We start from the raw sequence: 19,682 nt of genomic DNA, 5'->3' as shown, positions 1-19,682 counted from the left end.
TCAAATCCCCAGACGCACTCATCGCGTTGGCCATGCTCAGCCTCGGCGGTCCCAAACCAATGCTCCCGGGCCGAAATTAACCCACGGAAGAGTCAGGAGAGCCCACATTAGGGGGAAATGCCGTCGACGTCATTGCTTTCGCGGGACTAACCTAGCGCCGGGGGCAGTTCGGATCGCATTGACTTGGTCTCAGGCCAGGCCCCGGCGACGGGGTGCACGTCAACTCCGGAGGATCCAATGAACAAGAAGTTTCCGATCGTCGCGTGCCTGGCAGCAGCGGCGATGATCATCCCCGTCGCGCCCGCCACGGCTACGCAGAAACCGTCCGGACCCGAAACCCTGGCGGAGCACCTGATGACGCCGTTGAGCCTGGCCTTGGGTCCTGGCAAGAGCGTCCTCATCACGCAGAACTTTGCGGGCACGCTGGACCGCGTCGAGGATGACGGGCAAACGACCAACGTTTACACGAATGCGGGCTGGGACGTTGGCGGTGTTGAGACACGGGGCACCACCACGTTTTTCGTCGAAAGCGTCGGGGGAGGCGGCGGGGATCCCACAGCACTGGCCGGCTATTTGAAGTCAATCGACAGGCGCGGGGAGGTCAGGACCATTGTGGACCTCGCGACCTACGAGCGTCAGAACAACCCGGACGGATTCCAGGACTACGGCTTCGGATCCGACGTGACCGCCGAGTGCCTGGCCCAAATTACGGCGCCGTTCCCGCCGGCACAATACTCCGGGGCGGTCGACTCACACCCCTATGCCGCAGCGGTTCATGGCAATACCGTCTTCGTGGCCGACGCCGGGATGAATGCCATCCTCAAGGTCAACGCCGCCACCGGGGAGACTTCCACCCTCGCGGTCCTGCCTCCGCGTCCGGCGGAAGCCACTGCAGAGGCTGCCTCGGCTGTTGGCTTCCCGTCCTGCGTTGTCGGACACGACTACGCATTTGAACCGGTGCCCACCGATGTAGAGATCGGCCCCGACGGCTGGCTGTACGTCTCGTCGCTGCCGGGCGGTCCGGAGGATCCTTCCCTGGGCCACCGCGGTGCCATCTTCCGGGTCAATCCATGGACCGGGGCGATCCACCTGTGGGCCGATGAGATCCTGAGCCCCACGGGCATAGCCGTATCCGGCAGTGGGGACGTCTACGCAGCTTCCATGTTCGGCAATGAGATCGTCAGGATCGACGCCTGGACCCGCGAACAGTCACAGTTCCTGGCCGTCGACGGTCCTGCCGCGGTGGAGCTGAGAGGGAAAACCCTCTATGCCACAGCCGGTTTCAGCTTCGCTGACCTCACCGCGGGAACGGTCCTGAAGGCCAGTATCCGGTAGGAAACGCAGGGAACATCCCGCAGACGAAAAAGACCCGGACCCAACTTCGGGTCCGGGCCTTCTTCGCGTCAAGCTACTTGTTGGCGTCTTCGTCGAGGTCTTCGTCGTCGGTGAGGTCAATATCCTCTTCGTCGAAGTCGTCCTCATCGATCTCCACATCGGCGGGAATGTCGCTCTTGTACGGGTCGGCCTCGCCGGCGTGCTTGGCGTTTTCGGCCAGCGCAGCCACCTCGGCGTCGCGCTTCTTGGCGGCCCGGAGCAGGTCCTCCAGGTTTGAGGCAACGACGGGGATCTGGTCCGCCACAAATTCAAGCGTCGGCGTCAGGCGGACAGTCACGTTGCGCCCCACCTCCTGGCGGAGCACACCCTTGGCCTTCTCCAGGCCCTTGGCAGCATCGGCCTGCACAGCCTGGTCGCCGAAAACGGTGTAGTAGATCGTGGCATGCTGCAGATCATTGGTCACCCGGGCATCAGTAACAGTAATGCCCTCCAGCCGAGGATCCTTAACCTTCCGGCCCAAGGCCTCAGCAACAACAACCTTAATCCGCTGCGCCAACTTGGCAGCCCGTGCGGGATCAGCCATTTCCACTCCTAAAAATTTGGGATGTACGACGGCGGCCAAATGGGCCACGTCGCACGTTTCAGTTATCTGCCACGCACTAAAGGCGAGTCTACGACGGACTCCCGTTGGGTTTTTCCGGCGGCCCTTTGGAGCCGTTGAGGGGGCCCGGGAGTGGCATCGGGCCTGCCGGAGACGGACGGCCAACGATCGTAGATCGCTGGCCGTCCGTCGTAGGGGCGGGGCCCCCTCTGCGGCGGAAAGGGCGGGGTCGCCGGAAAAATCCGACGCCCCCGACCCGTCAAGCAACGAACCCTAGACGCGCGGCTTTTCGCGCATCTCGAAGGTCTCGATGATGTCGCCCTCGGTGATGTCGTTGAACGAACCAAGACCGATACCACACTCGAAGTCCGTGCGGACCTCAGTGGCGTCGTCCTTGAAGCGCTTGAGCGTCTCAACGGTGAGGTTCTCACCGATGATCTTGCCGTCGCGGCTGATGCGGGCCTTCGTGTTGCGTCGGATGATGCCCGAGCGAACGATGGAACCGGCGATGTTTCCGAACTTGGAAGAGCGGAAGACTTCGCGGACCTCGGCGGTGCCCAGCTGGACCTCTTCGTACTCCGGCTTGAGCATGCCCTTGAGGGCCATCTCGATGTCATCGATTGCTGCGTAGATGACGGAGTAGAAGCGCATGTCCACGCCTTCGCGGTCTGCCAGTTCGGCAACCCGCTCGGCAGGCTTGACGTTGAAGCCGATGATAACGGCGCTGTCGACCGTTGCCAGGTTGACGTCGTTCTGCGTGATAGCACCAACGCCGCGGTGGATGACGCGCAGCTGCACGCCTTCGCCGACGTCGATCTTGAGCAGTGCGTCTTCGAGGGCTTCCACGGCACCGGACACGTCACCCTTGAGGATGAGGTTGAGGGTGTCGATCTTGCCGTCGGCCACGGCCTGGTCGAAGTCTTCCAGGCTGATGCGCTTGCGGCGCTTGGCGAGGGCGGCGTTGCGGTCGGCTGCTTCACGCTTCTCGGCGATCTGCCGGGCGGTGCGCTCGTCAGCGGTCACAAAGAAGGTGTCACCGGCGCGCGGCACGTTGGACAGACCCAGAACCTGCACGGGGCGGGACGGGCCGGCCTCGGTCAGGACACTGCCGTCGTCGTCGAACATGGCGCGGACGCGGCCGTGAGCCGTACCGGCCACGATCGTGTCACCGACACGCAGGGTGCCGGACTGCACCAGGACGGTGGCCACGGAACCGCGGCCCTTGTCCAGGTTGGCTTCGATCGCGATACCGCGGGCGTCCTTGTTCGGGTTGGCGCGCATGTCCAGGGCAGCGTCCGCGGTGAGCAGGACAGCCTCGAGCAGCTCGTCAATGTTGAGGTTCTGGCGGGCAGAGACCTCCACGAACATGGTGTCGCCACCGTATTCTTCGGGAACCAGGCCGTACTCGGTCAGCTGGCCGCGGACCTTCTCCGGGTTGGCGCCTTCCTTGTCGATCTTGTTCACAGCCACCACGATCGGCACATTTGCAGCCTGCGCGTGGTTGAGTGCCTCAACGGTCTGCGGCATTACGCCGTCGTCCGCTGCGACCACCAGGATGGCGATGTCGGTGACCTTCGCACCACGAGCACGCATGGCGGTGAACGCCTCGTGGCCCGGAGTATCGATGAAGGTGATCTTACGGTCGATGTCTTCGTGGGTGTGCGTGACCTGGTAAGCACCGATGTGCTGCGTGATGCCGCCGTGCTCGCCCGCCATAACGTCGGACTTGCGGATGGCATCGAGCAGGCGGGTTTTACCGTGGTCAACGTGGCCCATAACGGTGACAACCGGAGGACGTGCCTCAAGGTCTTCGTCGCCTTCGGCTTCGAGTTCTGCTTCGAAGTCGATGTCGAAACCGGAGAGCAGCTCGCGCTCCTCGTCCTCCGGCGAGACAACCTGGAGCTTGTAGCCAAGCTCCTCGCCGAGCAGTGCGAAGGTCTCTTCATCCAGCGACTGCGTGGCCGTGGCCATTTCGCCGAGGTGAAAGAGGACCGTCACCAGTGCTGCGGGGTTCGCCTCGATCTTGTCGGCGAAGTCCGTAATGGACGAGCCACGGCGAAGCCGGACTACGGTGTTGCCGTCGCCGCGGGGTACGCTCACGCCACCCAGCGACGGGGCACTCATCTGCTCGAGTTCCTGGCGCTTGGCACGCTTCGACTTGCGCTGCTTGCCGCGGCCTGCGCCGCCCTTACCGAAAGCACCCTGGGTGCCACCGCGACCGCGGCCACCCTTGCCGAAGCCACCGCCGGCCGGAGCGCCGCCACTGGCACCCGGTGCGCCACCGGTGCCTGGAGCGCCACCCGGACGTCCGGGACCACGGGCGCCGCCACCGGGACGGCCTGCACCAGCGGGTGCGGGACGCTCAGTGCGGTTGGGCATCATGCCCGGAGTAGGACGGTTTCCACCGGCACCCGCGGTACGCGGACCACCAGCGCCGCCGGCGCCTGCTGCGGGACGCGGACCACCCGGACGGGGGCCACCGGCACCGGCTGCGGGACGCGGACCACCCGGACGGGGACCACCGGCACCGGCCGCGGGACGCGGACCACCCGGACGGTCGCCGTCGGGACGGCTTCCACCCGCGCGGGGCATGCCCTGCGAAGGAGCGAACGGGTTGTTACCCGGACGGGGAGCACGCTCTCCGTCGCCACCGCGGCCGCGGGGCATGCCCTGGGACGTGGCGAACGGGTTGTTGCCCGGACGGGGACCGCCGGGACGCGGTGCGGAGCCGCCCTGCGAACCACCCTGTGTTGATCCGCCGGAGCGGGTCGGTGCGGCCGGGGCTTCAGCCTTCGGTGCCGGACGGGCACCGGGCTTGGCGCCGGTGGACGGTGCGCTTGCGGCCGGGGCTGACGCAACCGGTGCTGCGGCAGGTGCTGCCGGAGCGGCGGAAACGGCAGCGGGTGCAGCCGGAGCCGCAGCAGCTGGTGCCGCCGGGGCTGAGGGAGCTGCGGGGCCCGGAGCAGGTGCTGCGGGCCGTGTGTCGGCCGACGGGGCAGGCGCCTTGGGCGCGGCTGCCGGAGCTGCGGTCTTGGCAGCTGCGTCGGGGTAGGCGTTGCGAAGTTTCCGCACCACCGGGGCCTCAATGGTTGAAGAAGCGGAGCGAACGAATTCGCCCAGTTCCTGCAGTTTGGTTACTGCATCTTTGGAAGTAATACCGAGCTCTTTAGCAAGCTCGTGTACGCGGACCTTGGCCACATTTCTCCTGTCTCGGTCCGCACCGAGCCAGGCACGAACCGTCTACTTCTTACTGCGGGCCCCAGCCGCGGTTGCAACTACAGGGCCCATTGCAGAGCGCAACAAAGTTGTCATCGTTGCGCACTCATCGCTGGGAACTCATCGGGTTTCCATCAGTTTTCTGACCCGCTTTCAGGTTGGACGGTTTTTGCTGCAGCTACCAGGGGTACCTGCAACGGGCCGGCGTCCTGCTTGCCTGCCATGATCCGGCGTTCGACGGCGGTGGACCCGGTTGCGCCGTTGAGGGCCCTTCCGAATGCTCGCCGCTTGGCCGCCAGGGCCAGGCACGCTTCGCTGGGGTGCAGCCATGCACCCCTGCCAGCCATCCGGCGTCGTTCGTCTACCAGCACTGCGGTGGAACCGCTGCCTTCGGCGACGAGCCGGAGTAACTCAGACCGCGGTGCCTGCTTCCGGCATCCGATGCAGGTACGCTGCGGTTGATCCTCGGTGTGAAGCACTTCTGCCACGGTGAGTATCTTCCTGACGTTCATAACTGCCGGCCCTGAGGCCCCAACCGCATCGGCGGAACGGGAATTCTCAGGGCACACGAATACCGGCCGTTAGGCGCGGTCATGTCTATTCTAGCCCCTCCGGGCAGTTCTGCCCGAAACCGGGGCTTCGGCCGGAGGTATCCGCCGCCGGCCGAAGCCCCGGAACCGGATTAGCTTTCGCGCGCCGGGGCAGCGTCCGAGACGATATCGATTCGCCAGCCCGTCAGCTTGGCCGCCAGCCGGGCGTTCTGGCCCTCTTTGCCGATGGCCAGCGAGAGCTGGTAGTCCGGGACCACCACACGCGCGGAGCGGGTGGCCTCGTCCACGACGGTGACCGAATTCACACGCGAAGGGGAGAGTGCACTGGCAATAAACGTTGCCGGATCCTCGCTGAAGTCGACGATGTCGATTTTTTCGTCGTTCAGTTCCGTCATAACGGCGCGGACGCGGGAACCCATTTCGCCGATGCAGGCGCCCTTGGCGTTGATGCCCTGGGTGTGGGCCTTGACCGCGATCTTGGTACGGTGGCCGGCCTCGCGGGCCAGTGCCACGATCTCCACAGAGCGGTCCGCGATCTCCGGGACCTCCAGTTCGAAGAGCTTCCGGACGAGGCCCGGGTGTGAACGGGACAGGGTGACGGACGGGCCCTTGGTGCCGCGGTGGACATCGATAACGATGGCGCGGAGCCGGTTGCCGTGGATGTACTTCTCCCCCGGCACCTGTTCGGGCGGCGGCAGCAGGGCCTCCACCGAACCCAGGTTGACCTGGATCATGTGCGGGTTGTTGCCCTGCTGGATCAGGCCGGCCACAAGTTCACCCTCGCGGCCCTTGAACTCACCCAGTATGGCGTCGTCCTCGACGTCCCGCAGGCGCTGCAGGATGATCTGGCGTGCGGTGCTCGCCGCGATACGGCCGAAGCCGGCAGGCGTGTCCTCGAACTCGCCGATGGGGGCGCCGTCGTCGTCGATCTCCACTGCCCAGATGGTTACGTGGCCGCTCTTGCGGTCCAGCTCGGCCCGGGCCTTCTCGAAGGCGCCGGGCGATTTGTGGTACGCCACCAGGAGCGCCTGCTCGATGGTGGGGATCAGGAGGTCCAGCGGAATTTCGCGCTCACGCTCCAGTAGTCTCAGCGCGCTCATGTCAATATCCATCAGGCCTCCTCAGAAGGTCCATTGTGCTCAGGTTCCAGACCAGCTTCTTCGAGGTGGCTGAATTCGATCTCGACTTTTCCGTTACGGATCCTGTCGAAAGGAAGAATCTGGGGCTCGCCCTGCTTGGGCTTCATGCCCTTCTTGACGGCGATCTCCGGGATGATGGTGACGCCGGAATCGTCCACGGACTGGACCCTGCCGGTGACGTTTTCGCCCTGGATGACGTTGACCCTGACCAGCCGGCCCCGGGCGCGGTGCCAGTGCCGGACTTCGGTGAGGGGACGCGCGACGCCCGGGGAGGAAACCTCGAGGTCGTAGGGGCGCCCGTCGTCTGCGGGATCATTGTCCAGGACGTCGGAGAGGACCCTGGAGATGTCAGCGATGACATCGAGGTTTACGCCGCCGGTTTCCTCCTGCGGCAGGTCAACCACCACGTGGACCACGCGGTGTGAACCGGCCAGGATGGTTACGTCCTCGAGGTACAGGCGGTTGGCCTGGACCGCCGGTTCCAACAGCGCCCGGAGCCTGACGGCTTCGGGATTGTTGGCGGGCGCAGCAACAGCGGTACCCGTTCCGGTAGCGTCTGATGAAGTCGTGGCTTCTGCATTACTCACGATGCCGGCCGCCTTCCAATAGATGATGTTGTGACTACTAGCCTAACGATTTTCCGGCCACAGTGGTGCACGAAGATTCGCATCAGGCGTGAGAACATGGTCTGTTGTGAAAGACGACACGCAGGAATCCGGCGGCCGCAGGCGTTATTTCCAGTACGCCGTTTTTGCGCTGGCCGCCCTTCTGGTGGTGAGCCTCGGATTGGTGCTCATCCCCCGCGAACCGTCCCCGCCTGCGGCGCCGCCGTTTTCCGAGCAAGCAAGGGCATCCGCGTTCGCGGATTCCCTGAACCTCAGGGCCGCTGGCCTGGACCTCGAAGGCACTGCCGGCGCCACTGCGCCGGCCCCACAAGCGGCCGCCCTTGCCCGGATTGTGACTTTGCTGACTGTCCAGGCCCGCGCGTTGATGCTGCCGGCTGATGCGGCCGGCGATCCTGCCCTGGACCGTGCGGCTACTGCCCCCGTCCCTGCCCCGTCCACGGCGCTGGCCACCGTCACGCGGCCGTCCACCACCGCGGACTTCGCCGCTGCCCTCCAGGCAAGCGGGGCACAGCGGCTCCACGATGCCGAAACGGCCGACGGCGGCATGGCCCGCCTTCTCGCCGGCACCGGAACTGCCCAGCTTCTGGCTGCAGAGGACCTGGCCTCGGCGACCGGGATTGCGTTGGCTGCACTCCCGGGGTCTGGCCCCTCCTCCCCCGCATCGCCGGCGCCCACCCTGCCTGTTTCGGCATCAGTAGCCGCCGGCTGTGCCGGCGAAGCAGCCGACCCCGCCGCCAGCACTGGCGCGGACCTCGGCTCAGCCTTGGCCTCGGCCGTGCAGGGCGAGCTGGAACTGGTCTACGCGTACCAGGCCGCGCTGACCAGGCTTAACTCCGGGTCCGCTGCTCCGGCGTCGACCTTCCTGGCCCAGCACGGCGTCCTCCGGGGCGAAGCGGAGGCCATGGGCAGGTCCCGCTGCGCCACGGTACCCCCGAGGCAGCCCGGCTATGTCCTGAGCCCGGCGTTCCTGGCCGACCCTGCAGCGGGGCTGGGAACCCTGGAGGCGGGGACACTTCCGGTACTCGGCGACGTGGTGGCGCTCAGCGAGGGGCGCGAACGCGTATGGGCACTCTCAGCACTTCAGTCGGCGGCCCGGCGGACCGTCCATTGGCGTGCGTCGCCAGGCCCGGTCCCCGGCATGGTCCTGGACGAAGCACTCCTGCCGCCACTGCCGGAGCCTGTATCAACTCCGGGGACTTCCACAACCAGCACTCCCGGCAATTCGTAGCCAAGGCACGGCACACTGGCCAGGCGCAGGCACTAATGCTTTGCTGGAGGCATGGACAGTGCCGGCGCCCCCGCCCTTCATGAGAATGAGCCCCACCAAAACGACGTCGCCCAGCGCCTGAACTGGCTGCGAGCCGGCGTGCTGGGTGCCAATGACGGCATCGTCTCGGTCGCCGCAATCGTGGTGGGCGTCGCCGGTGTCACCACGCAGTCCGGACCGATCCTCGTCGCCGGCACGGCCGGCCTGGTGGGTGGAGCTGTATCCATGGCCTTGGGCGAATACGTGTCCGTCAGCAGCCAGAAGGACAGCCAGCGGGCCCTGATCGAAAAGGAGCGCCTGGAACTGCAGGAACAGCCGGAGGAAGAGCTGGAGGAACTCGCGGCGATCTACCAGGGCAAGGGGCTGAGCCTGGACACAGCAAGGAAAGTAGCGCGGGAGCTGACGGCCCACGATGCCCTGGGCGCGCACCTCTCCGCCGAACTGAACATCGACGAAACAGACATTGTGAGCCCCTGGAATGCAGCCTTTGCTTCGGCGATTGCGTTCGTCACCGGCGCCATCCTGCCGATGGCCGCCATCCTGCTGCCGCCGGAGAACATCCGGGTCCCCCTGACGTTCGCGGCCGTGCTGGCGGCACTCGCTGCCACCGGGGCGCTGGGCGCCTGGATCGGCGGCGGTTCGAAGCTGCGGGCCGCCGCCAGAGTGGTGGCGGGCGGGGCTTTGGCCTTGGCTGCCACGTTCTCCATCGGCAACCTGCTTAGCGCAAGCGGCGTCCTGTGAGTGTCCAGATTGGCGTGCCGATCCCGCCAGCCCTCAGCGGGCGTTTCAGCCACAGCAGCGCGGGACGGGCCTGGCTTTCCTCCCTCCCGGGACTGGTGCAGGGGCGGCTGGAGCATTGGGAACTGGCTGTTGACCTGGAAGCCGGCGCCCTCCCGTGGCATGGCCACGGCGGCGTGGTGGTTCCAGTCCGCCGGACGGACGGGACACCGGCGGCGCTCAAGATAGCGTTTCCCCACGATGAGGCACGGATGGAACGCCATGCGCTGGCACTCTGGGGCGGCTCCGGCGCCGTCCGGCTGTTGGAATCCGACGCCGGAACGTGCGCCATGCTGCTGGAGCGGCTGAATCCGGACTCCTCGCTCCAGACCCTTCCGCTGGATCAAGCGGCGGTGGCGTGGGGCGGCACCATGCGGCAGTTGGGCCTGGTGCCGGACGGCCGGCCGCAGTGGCAGGAGTTCGATCACATCGCCGGGCGGGCCGAACAATGGAGCGACGACCTGCCCGCCGACTGGGAACAGCAGGGCCGCCCGTTCCCGCGCTGGCTACTGGAGGCGGCCCTGGAAGTCTGCCAGACCCGCGGCGCCGTTGGCCGCCGCTCGGGCCGCGATGTCCTGGTCCATACGGACCTGCATTTCCTGAACATCCTGGCCCGGCCCCACACCATCAGCGGAGGGCTGCCCGGGGAGGCCTTCGTCGCCATCGACCCGCAGCCCATGATCGGCGAACCGGAGTTCGCGGTGGCACCGCTGCTGTGGAACCGTCTCGGCGACCTGCCCCGGAGCGATCCGGCCGGAGGGTTGAGGCGGCGGTGCCAGGACTTCAGCGCCGCGGCCGGCCTCGACGCCGAAGCTGCGCGCCAGTGGGCCGTGGCACGCGAAGTGGAGAACGCCCTCTGCTACGCGTCCTTGCCGCGCCACCAGGGAGATCTGGCCCGGTCACTCTGGGTGGCCAGCACCCTTGCCGGGCGGACCCTCGATGGTCTCCCCTCGGCGCACGCCCTGCCTGAGCCGGGGCAGGGCGACAGCTGAGCGGCGGGTGCCCTCCCGGGCAGGACGGATGTCTTCCGTGCGGGACAGTGCCTCCCCGGTGGTCGGATGGGGCCTCGCCGGCGGTCAGCCCGCTGCCCGGACAGCCGCCAAAGCGGAGCTGACCGCCTCGACTGCAGTGCCGACGTCGTCCGCGTCAGTGCTCCAGTTACTGACCGAGACGCGCAGGACATCCCTGCCCCGCCAGTGTGAACCGGACATCCAGACCTTGCCGTCCTCGATCACGCGGGCTGTCACGGCGCGCGTGGTGGCATCGTCCCCGAAGGCGAGCGAAACCTGCGTGTAGTCCACCGTGTTGAGTACCTCGACGCCGTCCAGTGCTGACAGCTGCTCTGCCAGTTGCGAGGCGCGCAGCACTAACTCGCGGACCTGGCTGGCCACGCCGTCCCGGCCCAGTGATCTCAGCGCCGCCCACACCGGTACGCCGCGGGCGCGGCGCGAGAGCTCCGGCGCTTTTTCAAACGGGTCGCCCGGGCCCTCGACATCGTGGATCAGGTAGCTGGTGTGCTGCAGTCCCATGGCGCTGCGTAGCGCTGCTGAATCCCTGACGATGGCAATACCGCAGTCATACGGGACGTTGAGCGTCTTGTGGGCGTCGGTCCCCCACGAATCGGCCAGCTCCATGCCGTGGGTGAGGTCCACGAATTCCGGCACGGCCGCGGCCCACAGCCCGAACGCGCCGTCCACGTGCACCCAGGCGCCATGCCGCCGGGCAACCTCGATGGCGGCGTCGAAGGGGTCGAAGGCTCCGGAGTGGAGGTTGCCGACCTGGAGGCAGACCAGCGCGGGCCCGGACCCTTCCGACAGCAGGCGGTCCAGCTCCACCGCCAGCAGCCTGCCTTGGCCATCTGCGGGGACCGCGACGGGCCGGCCGAGGCCGAGGTACCGCAGGCCCAGGTCAATGGTCTCGTGGCGCTCCTGGCCCACAAAGCACCGGATCCGCGGGGCGCCTGCCAGGCCATCGCCGTCGAGGTCCCAGCCGGCATCGGCCAGCAACCGCCACCGGGCAGCAGCCAGCCCGGTGAAGTTGGCCATGGTGGCACCCGTAGTGAAGCCGACGTCGGATTCCGCCGGTAGGCCGAGAAGGTCCAGCAGCCAGTGGCCGGCCCCCTCCTCGATGGCGGCTATCGCTGGGGTGGTGTAACGCAGGCCCGAGTTCTGGTCCCAGGCGCTGACCAGCCAGTCGGCAGCCAGGGCGGCAGGCAACGTCCCGCCGATCACCCAACCGAAAAAGCGCCCCGAGGGCATCGCCATCAGTCCCGGTTCGGCCTTGTCCGCCAGGTACTCAACCACAGCTGCGGCGGGCATGCCCTGTTCGGGAAGGGGCCCGCCGAAGTCAGCCTCGAGATCGTGGGCGCTTTGGGCGGGCCCGACGTGCCTGTCCGGCAGGCTCGCCAGCCACTCGGCGGCGCGAGGGGCCGCGACTGACAATGCTTCCGAATAGGGTTCCCCGCCTGCGGACATACCTGCATGGTACGCCCGGCCGGGGGCTGCGGGCGATACCGGCTGCGAGGGTTTCGGCTACCCTATCAGGCTAGGTTTTCCTGCCAGACGTCGACGCCGAGTTTGATGATCAGGGCGCCCACCACCAGCAGGAATACAACGCGGATGAAGCGGCTTCCCTGCTTCACGGCAGTCCGCGCGCCCAGGTAGCCGCCGGCCATGTTGGCCAGGCCCAGCAGCAGCCCGACACCCCAGAGGATTGACCCATGGGGCAGGAAGAACAGCAGGGCGCCGGCGTTGGTGGCCATGTTCACGATCTTGGCTTTGGCGCTTGCCTCCAGGAAGGCATAGCCCATCGCCGAGACGAGCGCGATGATGAGGAAGGAGCCGGTGCCCGGACCAATCAGGCCGTCATAGAAGCCAATCACGGCCCCGATCATGCATGCCACCACGTAGTGCGTGCGGCCATCGTGCCGCAGCACGGTGAGGTCACCGACGTTGGGCTTCAGCGCCGTAAAAAGCGCCACGACGACCAGCGCCACCACGATGATCGGCTTGAAGACACTCGCCGGCAGCGTGGCGGCGAGCACCGCCCCGGCGAAGCTGCCGGCAAGGGCGATCACCGCCATGGGCACGGCTGTCCGAAGGTCCGGTTTCACCCGCCCGTAGTACGTCACCGCACTCGTGGCGGTGCCGAAAATTGACCCCATCTTGTTGGTGGCCAAGGCCTGGACCGGCGTAATCCCGGGTACCAGCAGCATCGCCGGCAGCTGGAGCAGACCGCCGCCACCCACCACGGCGTCCACCCAGCCGGCAGCAAATCCAGCCACCACAATCAGGATGATTGTGGTGAGCTGGATCGACTCGAACCCGGAAATCACCGCCGCAGGTCAGCTGCGGACGGCGGTGACCACATAGTCAACGGCCTTGTCCACGGCCACGTTCTCCGCTTCGCCGCTGCGGCGGTCCTTGATCTCGACAACGCCGTCCACCAGGCCGCGGCCGACGGCCAGGATGGTGGGGACGCCGACGAGTTCCGCGTCGCCGAACTTTACGCCCGGGGAGACCTTCGGCCGGTCATCGTAGATGACGTCCAGGCCGGCGGCCTCGAGTTCCAGGGCCAGCTGCTCGGCGGTGGCAAAGATTTCCTCGCCGCGGCCGACAGCCACTACATGGACATCGGCGGGGGCAACGGCGCGGGGCCAGACCAGACCCTTGTCATCGTGGTTGGATTCGGCCAGTGCGGCGACGGCACGGGTGACACCAACACCGTAGGAGCCCATGGTAACCACCACCTGCTTGCCGTTCTGGTCCAGGACCTTCAGCTCGAGGGCCTCAGCGTATTTGCGGCCCAGCTGGAAGATGTGGCCCATTTCGATGCCGCGGGCCGTCTCCAGCGGACCGGAGCCGTCCGGGGCCGGGTCACCCTCGCGGACGTCGGTGCACTCGATGACGCCGTCCCAGGTGAAGTCGCGGCCGGCAACCAGGCCGTACACGTGCTTTCCTGCTTCGTTGGCCCCGGTGATCCAGGCAGTGCCGCTGACAACGCGGGGATCCACCAGGTAGAGAAGCTTGGTTGAGCTTTCGCTGCCCAGTAGGGGTTGGTCCAGCGTCAGGCCGGGTCCAAGGTAGCCCTTGACTATGAGGGGCTGCTTCTTGAGGTCGTCGTCGTTGGCTGCTTCGAGCGTGATCTCGCCGCCGATGGGCAGGAAGGAACCGATGTTGGCTTCCACGCGCTTCAAGTCAACGCCGCGGTCACCCGGCAGGCCGATGACCACAAGCTGGCGCTCACCAGTGGGCAGGGTGACGGCAAGAACCACGTTCTTGAGGGTGTCGGCGCCCGTCCACGCGCCGCCGTCGGCCTCGCTCCGGGGAGCCAGTTCGTTGGACGCGGCAACCAGCGTATCGATGGTGGGCGTGTTCGGGGTATCGAGGACCTCGGCGGCAGGGGCGTTGCTGAAGTCGATGTCGGCCGGAACAACGGTGGTGACGGCCTCAACGTTGGCTGCATAGCCGCCGGCGGAGCGCACGAAAGTGTCTTCGCCGATCTCGGTGGGGTGCAGGAACTCTTCGCTCTTGGACCCACCCATGGCGCCGGCGGTGGCCGCAACGGGAATGACTTCCAGGCCCAGGCGCGCAAAGATCTTCAGGTAGGCGCCACGGTGGGCGGCGTAGCTGGCGTCCAGGCCTGCGTCGTCCACGTCGAAGGAGTAGGAATCCTTCATGATGAACTCGCGGCCGCGCAGCAGGCCCGCGCGGGGGCGTGCTTCGTCGCGATATTTGTTCTGGATCTGATACAGGCTCAGGGGCAGGTCCTTGTAGGACGAGTACAGGTCCTTGACCAGAAGGGTGAACATTTCTTCGTGCGTGGGGGCCAGCAGGTAGTCGGCACCCTTACGGTCCTGGAGCCGGAACAGACCTTCGCCGTATTCGGTCCAGCGGTTGGTGACCTCGTAGGGCTCTCGCGGCAGCAGCGCCGGGAAGTGGACTTCCTGGGCACCGATGGCGTCCATTTCCTCGCGGACGACGGCCTCGACCTTGCGCAGCACACTCAGCCCCAGCGGAAGCCAGGTGTAGATGCCGGGCGCCGCGCGGCGGATGTAGCCGGCCCGGACCAGGAGCCGGTGGCTGGCGACCTCAGCGTCGACGGGATCTTCACGCAACGTGCGCAGGAAAAGCTTGGACATTCTTGTGACCACGGGTGGTTATCCGTTTCTGGGGAGTAGCTGCTGGAAAGCAGAGCCGGGCAATTCTTCTGGGTACTAATCTACCGGCTATCCACGGCACGCCAGGCGGCGGAACCTGAGCCGGCCCAGAGACCGCGGGGGCGGGACGCAATAGAGCCACGCCCGGCATGCAAAGCCCCTGGCCGTAAACGGCTGGTCATTGCATGCGGACGTGGCTCCATGGCCGTTGACGCCTAGGTACTGGTGAGGACTGGTGAGACCGCCCACCCACTCCAGCGCAGCTAGATCGAACATATGTGATAGCCGACACATCCACAAGGGTTTTTCCATTCGAAGTAATTGACGGCCGCCTTTTGCAGGTCTAGTTTCAATTCATCACCTGATGAATTCAAAGGCGGACTCCCAGCATTCGGAGGCATTAATGTCCCATTCAGAAGCTACCGCCCCGGCCGTCACGGAAGCCAGCATCGCTGTGGCCGCCACCGCCCTGCACGTCACACGGGGAAAGGTTCCCGTCCTGCGCGGCTTGGACTTTGCCATCCAGGCAGGCGAGATCACCGGGCTGCTGGGCCCGTCCGGCAGCGGCAAGACTACGCTCATGCGGGCCATCATGGGCGTCCAGGCGCTCACGTCCGGCTCGGTCCAAGTGCTGGGGCTGCCCGCCGGGCACCCTGACCTGCGACACCGGGTGGGTTACGTGACCCAGTCCCCCAGCGTGTATCCGGACCTCACGGTCGAAGCCAATGTCCGCTACTTCGGCGCCATGCACCGCAAGGGCCGCGCCGAGGCCGCAGAGGCGATCGCCGCCGTCGGGCTTGAACCGCAGGCCAGGCAGAAAACCGGCGACCTCTCCGGCGGACAGCTGAGCCGGGTGTCGTTGGCCTGTGCCCTGGTGGCTCGCCCCAGCCTGCTGGTCCTGGATGAGCCAACCGTGGGCCTTGATCCGGTGCTCCGGGCTGACCTGTGGGACCGTTTCCGGTCCATGGCCGAGTCCGGGACCACCCTGCTGGTTTCCAGCCATGTGATGGAGGAAGCCAGCCATTGCGGATCACTCCTCCTGCTGCGGGAGGGAAAGCTCCTGGCGCAGCTGACGCCGGCGGAATTGAGCCGGCGCGGGCACAGTGCCGATCTGGAGAAGGCTTTCCTGCACATCATCCAGGACACCGCCGAAGTGCCCAGTGGTTCCCCCGAAAGGACGGTACGGTCATGAACCTGTTGATGCTGTTGGCCACCACCCGGCGCGTCCTCGACCAGCTCCGGCACGACCACCGCAGCATCGCGCTAATCCTGGTGGTCCCAGCGCTGCTGCTCACCGCCGTGTACTTTCTCTATGAGAATGAAACGCTGCCGCCGGGGGTGCCCAGGACTTTTGACCGGGTTGGCCTGATGATGCTGGCGATCTTCCCGTTTGTGGTTATGTTCCTGGTTACGTCCATCACGATGCTGCGGGAACGCACCTCGGGGACCCTGGAACGGCTGCTGACCACTCCCATCCACAAGGCGGACCTGCTGTTCGGCTACGGGCTGGCATTTTCCATCATGGCCGCCCTGCAGTCGCTGGTGGCTACCGCCGTGGCCTACTGGATCTTCGGGCTCGACATCCAAGGCAGCCCTGGACTGGTGGTCATGATTGCCGTGATCAATGCGGTTCTTGGCGTCGCGCTGGGGCTGCTCTGTTCGGCCTTCGCCCGGACGGAATTCCAGGCCGTGCAGTTCATGCCGGTGGTGGTAGTCCCGCAGATCCTGCTCTGTGGCCTCTTTGTGGCCCGCGAAAGGATGAACGAGGCCCTCGAGGCTGTATCGAATGTCCTTCCACTGACTTTTTCGGTGGATGCCCTCCAGGAGATCGCCGCCAACACCGAGCCCACAGACCAGCTGTGGATGGATGCCGGAGTCATCGTGGCCATTGTCCTGGCGGTCCTGGTGCTCGCGTCCCTGACCCTGCGGCGGCGGACAGCGTGAACGGACAGCATGATCCGGCGGACGCCCCGGGTTCCGCAGGCAGCGCGGCGGGTACGGGCCGGCGGGGCCGGCGCGGCGGGGCCACCGAGTCGAGGGAACAGATCCTGGACACAGCCCGGCGGCTTTTCGCCGAACACGGTTTCGAAGGGACCAGCCTGCGCCAGATCGCCCGGGAAACCGGCGTGGACCCCGCCATGGTCCACCATTTCTTCAAGGGCAAGGACGAGCTTTTCGCGCTGAGTGTGGCACTACCGGCCGACCCGGAGAAAGTCCTGGCGGGCGTTGACGGCTACTCGCCAGAGGACCGGGCAGAGGCGATCGTGCGGGCCGTGCTGCGCTTGTGGGAGAGCCCGGCCCAGCACAGCCTGGTGGCCTTCCTCAGGGGAACCATCGGCTCCAAGGCCAAGACGTTGCTGCTGCGGGAACTGGTGCAGCGGACCATCCTCGGCCGGATCATGGCAGGAGTCCCCGGCCCGCCCGAAGAAGTGGCCATGCGCGGAAACCTTGTGGCCACGCAGATGGTTGGGGTGATGCTGGTCCGGTATGTGGTGCGGCTGGAGCCACTCGCGTCTGCCTCGCCCGACGACCTTGTGCGGCTCGTGGCTCCGAACGTCCAGCATTACCTGACGGGTGGCCTGAAAGGCGGCGACGCTGAGGCCAGCGACCTGGCGGCTAGAACAGAACCGTAGCGAAGGTGCCAACCTGGCGGAAGCCCACGCGCTCGTAAGTGGACCGCGCCCGGAGGTTGAAACCGTTGACGTACAGGCTGGTGACGGGGGCAAGCGTGCGCGCCTTCTCCACCACGGCAGCCATGTAGCCGGCGCTCAGACCCTGTCCGCGGTAGCCGGGGTTCATCCATACACCCTGGATCTGCGTGACGTCGGCTGTCACAGCTCCCAGCTCGGCCTTGAACACAACGTCGCCGGAGTCGTTGACGTGTGCCAATGAATGGCCTTGCCGGATGAGGCCTTCCACGCGGCGGCTGTAGAACTCCTTGCCTCCCAGGAACGGCGAGTAGCCCACTTCCTCTTCGAACATGGCGGCGCAGGCGGGAAGGATCCGGTCAAAATCGGCCAGCCGGCCAAGCCCCAGATCCGCGTTCGCCTCCACCGACGGCGGCCCGCACAGCGTCATCAGCGGCTGTTCATCCCGCACCTCGTGGGCCGCATGCCCTAGTTCAGCCAGCTCAGCATGGAGGGCAAGGACAGCATCTGCGGGGCCAAAGGCGGAGGCGAATCGGCGGCCGGAATTGCTTGCTGCGGCAGCGACAAGCCCGGCAAATTCGGGGTCAAGCTGGACCGGGACCAGGTTTGCCCCTGCCCAGCACGCGCCGACCAGGATGCCGTCGTCGAAAACTCCCAGGACGCCAGCACCACCAGCAGTGGGCGCGGCAGAGCCCGCCGCCCGGAGGTGCGCCAGGATAAAGACATTGGCCACCGGATCCTGCGACGCTAGGCGCCGCAGGGCAGCGGTGTCCGCGCCGGCGAGGGTCCGGACGGATATTCCCGCCGGCGCGGCGTCCTCTTTATGAGACGCTAACCACGGGGCTACCCTTGACAGCATCTTCGCCATCGGCCTCCCCCATCTCTTCAGCTATGCGCATGGCCTCTTCGATCAGTGTCTCAACAATCTCGCTCTCAGGCACAGTCTTAATGACTTGGCCCTTCACAAAGATCTGCCCCTTGCCATTGCCGGACGCCACACCAAGATCGGCTTCGCGGGCTTCGCCCGGTCCGTTGACAACACAGCCCATCACTGCCACGCGGAGCGGAATTTCCATGCCTTCCAGCCCTGCGGTGACCTGTTCGGCAAGGGTGTACACGTCCACCTGGGCGCGGCCGCATGACGGGCAGGAGACGATTTCCAGTTTGCGCGGACGCAGGTTCAGGGACTGGAGGATCTGGTTGCCCACCTTGATTTCCTCCACCGGAGGCGCCGACAGGGAAACCCTGATGGTGTCGCCGATGCCCTTGGCCAGGAGCGCCCCGAAGGCTGTGGCGGACTTGATGGTGCCCTGGAAGGCGGGCCCGGCTTCGGTGACGCCCAGGTGCAGGGGCCAGTCGCCCTGCTCGGCCAGCATCTCGTAGGCAGCAACCATAATGACCGGGTCGTTGTGCTTGACCGAGATCTTGAAGTCGTTGAAACCGTGCTCTTCGAACAGCGACGCTTCCCAGACGGCGGATTCCACGAGGGCCTCGGGGGTGGCCTTGCCATACTTCTTCAGGATGCCGGGCTCCAGCGATCCGGCGTTGATGCCGATCCGGATGGAGGTCCCGTGGTCCTTCGCCGCGCGGGCGATTTCCTTGACCTGGTCATCGAACTTGCGGATATTGCCCGGGTTCACCCGCACTGCCGCGCAGCCGGCCTCAATCGCCGCGAAGACGTACTTCGGCTGGAAGTGGATGTCGGCAATGACAGGGATCTGGGACTTGCGAGCGATGATTGGCAGAGCCTCTGCATCATCGGCCGACGGGCAGGCGACGCGCACGATGTCGCAACCGGATGCGGTGAGTTCCGCGATCTGCTGCAGGGTGGCGTTGATGTCCGTGGTGGGCGTGGTGGTCATGGACTGCACACTGATGGGCGAGTCCGAACCGACCCCGACGGAACCCACCTTGATCTGCCGCGTCTTGCGGCGGGGGGCGAGAACGGGCGGCGGTGCTGACGGCATTCCCAGGCTGACCGAGGTCACGTGGACTCCTTGGGTAGGTGTTTCGGTAGTAAAAAAGGGTCCGGGAATCAGGATGCGTGCGCGGCCAGGAGGCCGATCACGGGAGTCCACTCGGTTGTCCGGATCCCGGCAATGGTGCCGGCGACGGCGAACGGGTCCTGCTTGAGGAGATCGTTCACGTGGGTTTCGTCCTGGACCTTGAAGATCAGCAGGGCGCCCGCCCCGTCACCGTAGGGTCCGCTGGTCAGCAGCTGGCCCTCGTCCGCCAGACCCGCCAGCCAGGCGCGGTGCGCGGGGCGGTGATCATCACGGACGGCGGAGGAATCGGCGGCGTACACATACTCAACGGCAAAAACAGTCATAAAGACACCCTATCCCCAGGGGTGGGCTGTCGCCG

The 19,682-nt window shown here is 66.3% G+C and carries 18 protein-coding genes; 7 read left to right on the top strand and 11 right to left on the bottom strand.

Annotation, left to right across the window (positions count from 1 at the left end; genetic code table 11):
* Window positions 1-237: 237 nt before the first annotated feature.
* The gene (locus NG698_RS01790) at window positions 238-1,335 is read left to right on the top strand and encodes a ScyD/ScyE family protein (protein WP_252607892.1); all 1,098 of its coding nucleotides are present in this window, start codon (window positions 238-240) and stop codon (window positions 1,333-1,335) included.
* 73 nt (window positions 1,336-1,408) lie between these two features.
* Here the strand turns inward: NG698_RS01790 and rbfA are convergent, their stop codons facing one another.
* The 5 genes from rbfA to rimP all read right to left on the bottom strand — a co-directional run bounded on the left by rbfA (window position 1,409) and on the right by rimP (window position 7,429).
* Window positions 1,409-1,918, bottom strand: coding sequence for a 30S ribosome-binding factor RbfA (gene rbfA / locus NG698_RS01785; protein WP_104063111.1), 510 nt, complete (start codon window positions 1,916-1,918; stop codon window positions 1,409-1,411).
* 291 nt (window positions 1,919-2,209) lie between these two features.
* On the bottom strand, window positions 2,210-5,134 hold the full coding sequence (gene infB, locus NG698_RS01780; protein WP_252607891.1) for a translation initiation factor IF-2: 2,925 nt from the start codon (window positions 5,132-5,134) through the stop codon (window positions 2,210-2,212).
* Between the two features lie 152 nt (window positions 5,135-5,286).
* The gene (locus NG698_RS01775) at window positions 5,287-5,664 is read right to left on the bottom strand and encodes a YlxR family protein (protein WP_252607890.1); all 378 of its coding nucleotides are present in this window, start codon (window positions 5,662-5,664) and stop codon (window positions 5,287-5,289) included.
* A 170-nt stretch (window positions 5,665-5,834) separates the two neighbouring features.
* Window positions 5,835-6,815, bottom strand: coding sequence for a transcription termination factor NusA (gene nusA / locus NG698_RS01770; RefSeq protein ID WP_252607889.1), 981 nt, complete (start codon window positions 6,813-6,815; stop codon window positions 5,835-5,837).
* Entirely contained in the window at window positions 6,815-7,429 is a 615-nt protein-coding gene (rimP, locus tag NG698_RS01765) for a ribosome maturation factor RimP (RefSeq protein WP_252607888.1), read from the bottom strand. Before rimP ends, nusA begins: the two co-directional genes overlap by 1 nt.
* Before the next feature lie 106 nt (window positions 7,430-7,535).
* On the opposite strand from rimP, the gene NG698_RS01760 reads away from it, so the two are divergent.
* The 3 genes from NG698_RS01760 to NG698_RS01750 are packed head-to-tail and all read left to right on the top strand — an operon-like array spanning window position 7,536 to window position 10,504.
* Window positions 7,536-8,696: a DUF4439 domain-containing protein gene (locus NG698_RS01760; protein ID WP_252607887.1), complete on the top strand. Its 1,161-nt coding sequence runs from the start codon at window positions 7,536-7,538 to the stop codon at window positions 8,694-8,696.
* Between the two features lie 51 nt (window positions 8,697-8,747).
* A complete protein-coding gene (locus tag NG698_RS01755) occupies window positions 8,748-9,476 on the top strand; it encodes a VIT1/CCC1 transporter family protein (RefSeq protein WP_252564829.1) in 729 nt (242 codons plus the stop codon).
* The gene (locus tag NG698_RS01750) at window positions 9,473-10,504 is read left to right on the top strand and encodes an aminoglycoside phosphotransferase family protein (protein ID WP_252607886.1); all 1,032 of its coding nucleotides are present in this window, start codon (window positions 9,473-9,475) and stop codon (window positions 10,502-10,504) included. Before NG698_RS01755 ends, NG698_RS01750 begins: the two co-directional genes overlap by 4 nt.
* An 84-nt stretch (window positions 10,505-10,588) precedes the next feature.
* On the opposite strand, the gene NG698_RS01745 is transcribed toward NG698_RS01750, so the two are convergent.
* From NG698_RS01745 to NG698_RS01735, 3 genes are all read right to left on the bottom strand, one after another.
* Window positions 10,589-11,986: a pyridoxal phosphate-dependent decarboxylase family protein gene (locus NG698_RS01745; RefSeq protein ID WP_252607885.1), complete on the bottom strand. Its 1,398-nt coding sequence runs from the start codon at window positions 11,984-11,986 to the stop codon at window positions 10,589-10,591.
* A gap of 65 nt (window positions 11,987-12,051) precedes the next feature.
* The gene (locus NG698_RS01740; protein ID WP_252600020.1) at window positions 12,052-12,846 is read right to left on the bottom strand and encodes a sulfite exporter TauE/SafE family protein; all 795 of its coding nucleotides are present in this window, start codon (window positions 12,844-12,846) and stop codon (window positions 12,052-12,054) included.
* Between the two features lie 9 nt (window positions 12,847-12,855).
* A complete protein-coding gene (locus NG698_RS01735) occupies window positions 12,856-14,664 on the bottom strand; it encodes a proline--tRNA ligase (protein ID WP_252600019.1) in 1,809 nt (602 codons plus the stop codon).
* Between the two features lie 409 nt (window positions 14,665-15,073).
* On the opposite strand from NG698_RS01735, the gene NG698_RS01730 reads away from it, so the two are divergent.
* The 3 genes from NG698_RS01730 to NG698_RS01720 are packed head-to-tail and all read left to right on the top strand — an operon-like array spanning window position 15,074 to window position 17,303.
* Window positions 15,074-15,862: an ABC transporter ATP-binding protein gene (locus NG698_RS01730; protein WP_252607884.1), complete on the top strand. Its 789-nt coding sequence runs from the start codon at window positions 15,074-15,076 to the stop codon at window positions 15,860-15,862.
* 8 nt (window positions 15,863-15,870) lie between these two features.
* Complete coding sequence (locus tag NG698_RS01725) at window positions 15,871-16,614, top strand: ABC transporter permease (RefSeq protein ID WP_056348486.1); 744 nt, start codon at window positions 15,871-15,873, stop codon at window positions 16,612-16,614.
* The gene (locus tag NG698_RS01720) at window positions 16,611-17,303 is read left to right on the top strand and encodes a TetR/AcrR family transcriptional regulator (RefSeq protein WP_374210069.1); all 693 of its coding nucleotides are present in this window, start codon (window positions 16,611-16,613) and stop codon (window positions 17,301-17,303) included. The genes NG698_RS01725 and NG698_RS01720 overlap by 4 nt, the downstream gene beginning before the upstream one ends.
* Here NG698_RS01720 and NG698_RS01715 read toward each other — a convergent pair.
* Genes NG698_RS01715 through NG698_RS01705 form a run of 3 tightly spaced genes read right to left on the bottom strand, consistent with a single transcriptional unit; the run spans window position 17,287 to window position 19,647 of the window.
* Window positions 17,287-18,177 (bottom strand): GNAT family N-acetyltransferase, encoded by an 891-nt coding sequence (locus NG698_RS01715; protein ID WP_252600049.1) that lies wholly within the window; start codon window positions 18,175-18,177, stop codon window positions 17,287-17,289. The two genes, NG698_RS01720 and NG698_RS01715, sit on opposite strands and share 17 nt — an antisense overlap.
* Entirely contained in the window at window positions 18,140-19,306 is a 1,167-nt protein-coding gene (ispG, locus tag NG698_RS01710; protein ID WP_104063099.1) for a flavodoxin-dependent (E)-4-hydroxy-3-methylbut-2-enyl-diphosphate synthase, read from the bottom strand. The genes NG698_RS01715 and ispG overlap by 38 nt, the downstream gene beginning before the upstream one ends.
* 47 nt (window positions 19,307-19,353) lie before the next feature.
* On the bottom strand, window positions 19,354-19,647 hold the full coding sequence (locus NG698_RS01705; RefSeq protein ID WP_252607883.1) for a YciI family protein: 294 nt from the start codon (window positions 19,645-19,647) through the stop codon (window positions 19,354-19,356).
* Window positions 19,648-19,682 lie beyond the last annotated feature (35 nt).

It is taken from the genome of Pseudarthrobacter raffinosi, assembly GCF_023913735.1.
Taxonomy (GTDB): Bacteria; Actinomycetota; Actinomycetes; order Actinomycetales; family Micrococcaceae; genus Arthrobacter; species Arthrobacter raffinosi.
Note: the sequence above shows the minus strand (reverse complement) of the source record. Positions and strands in the feature narration are given on the sequence as shown.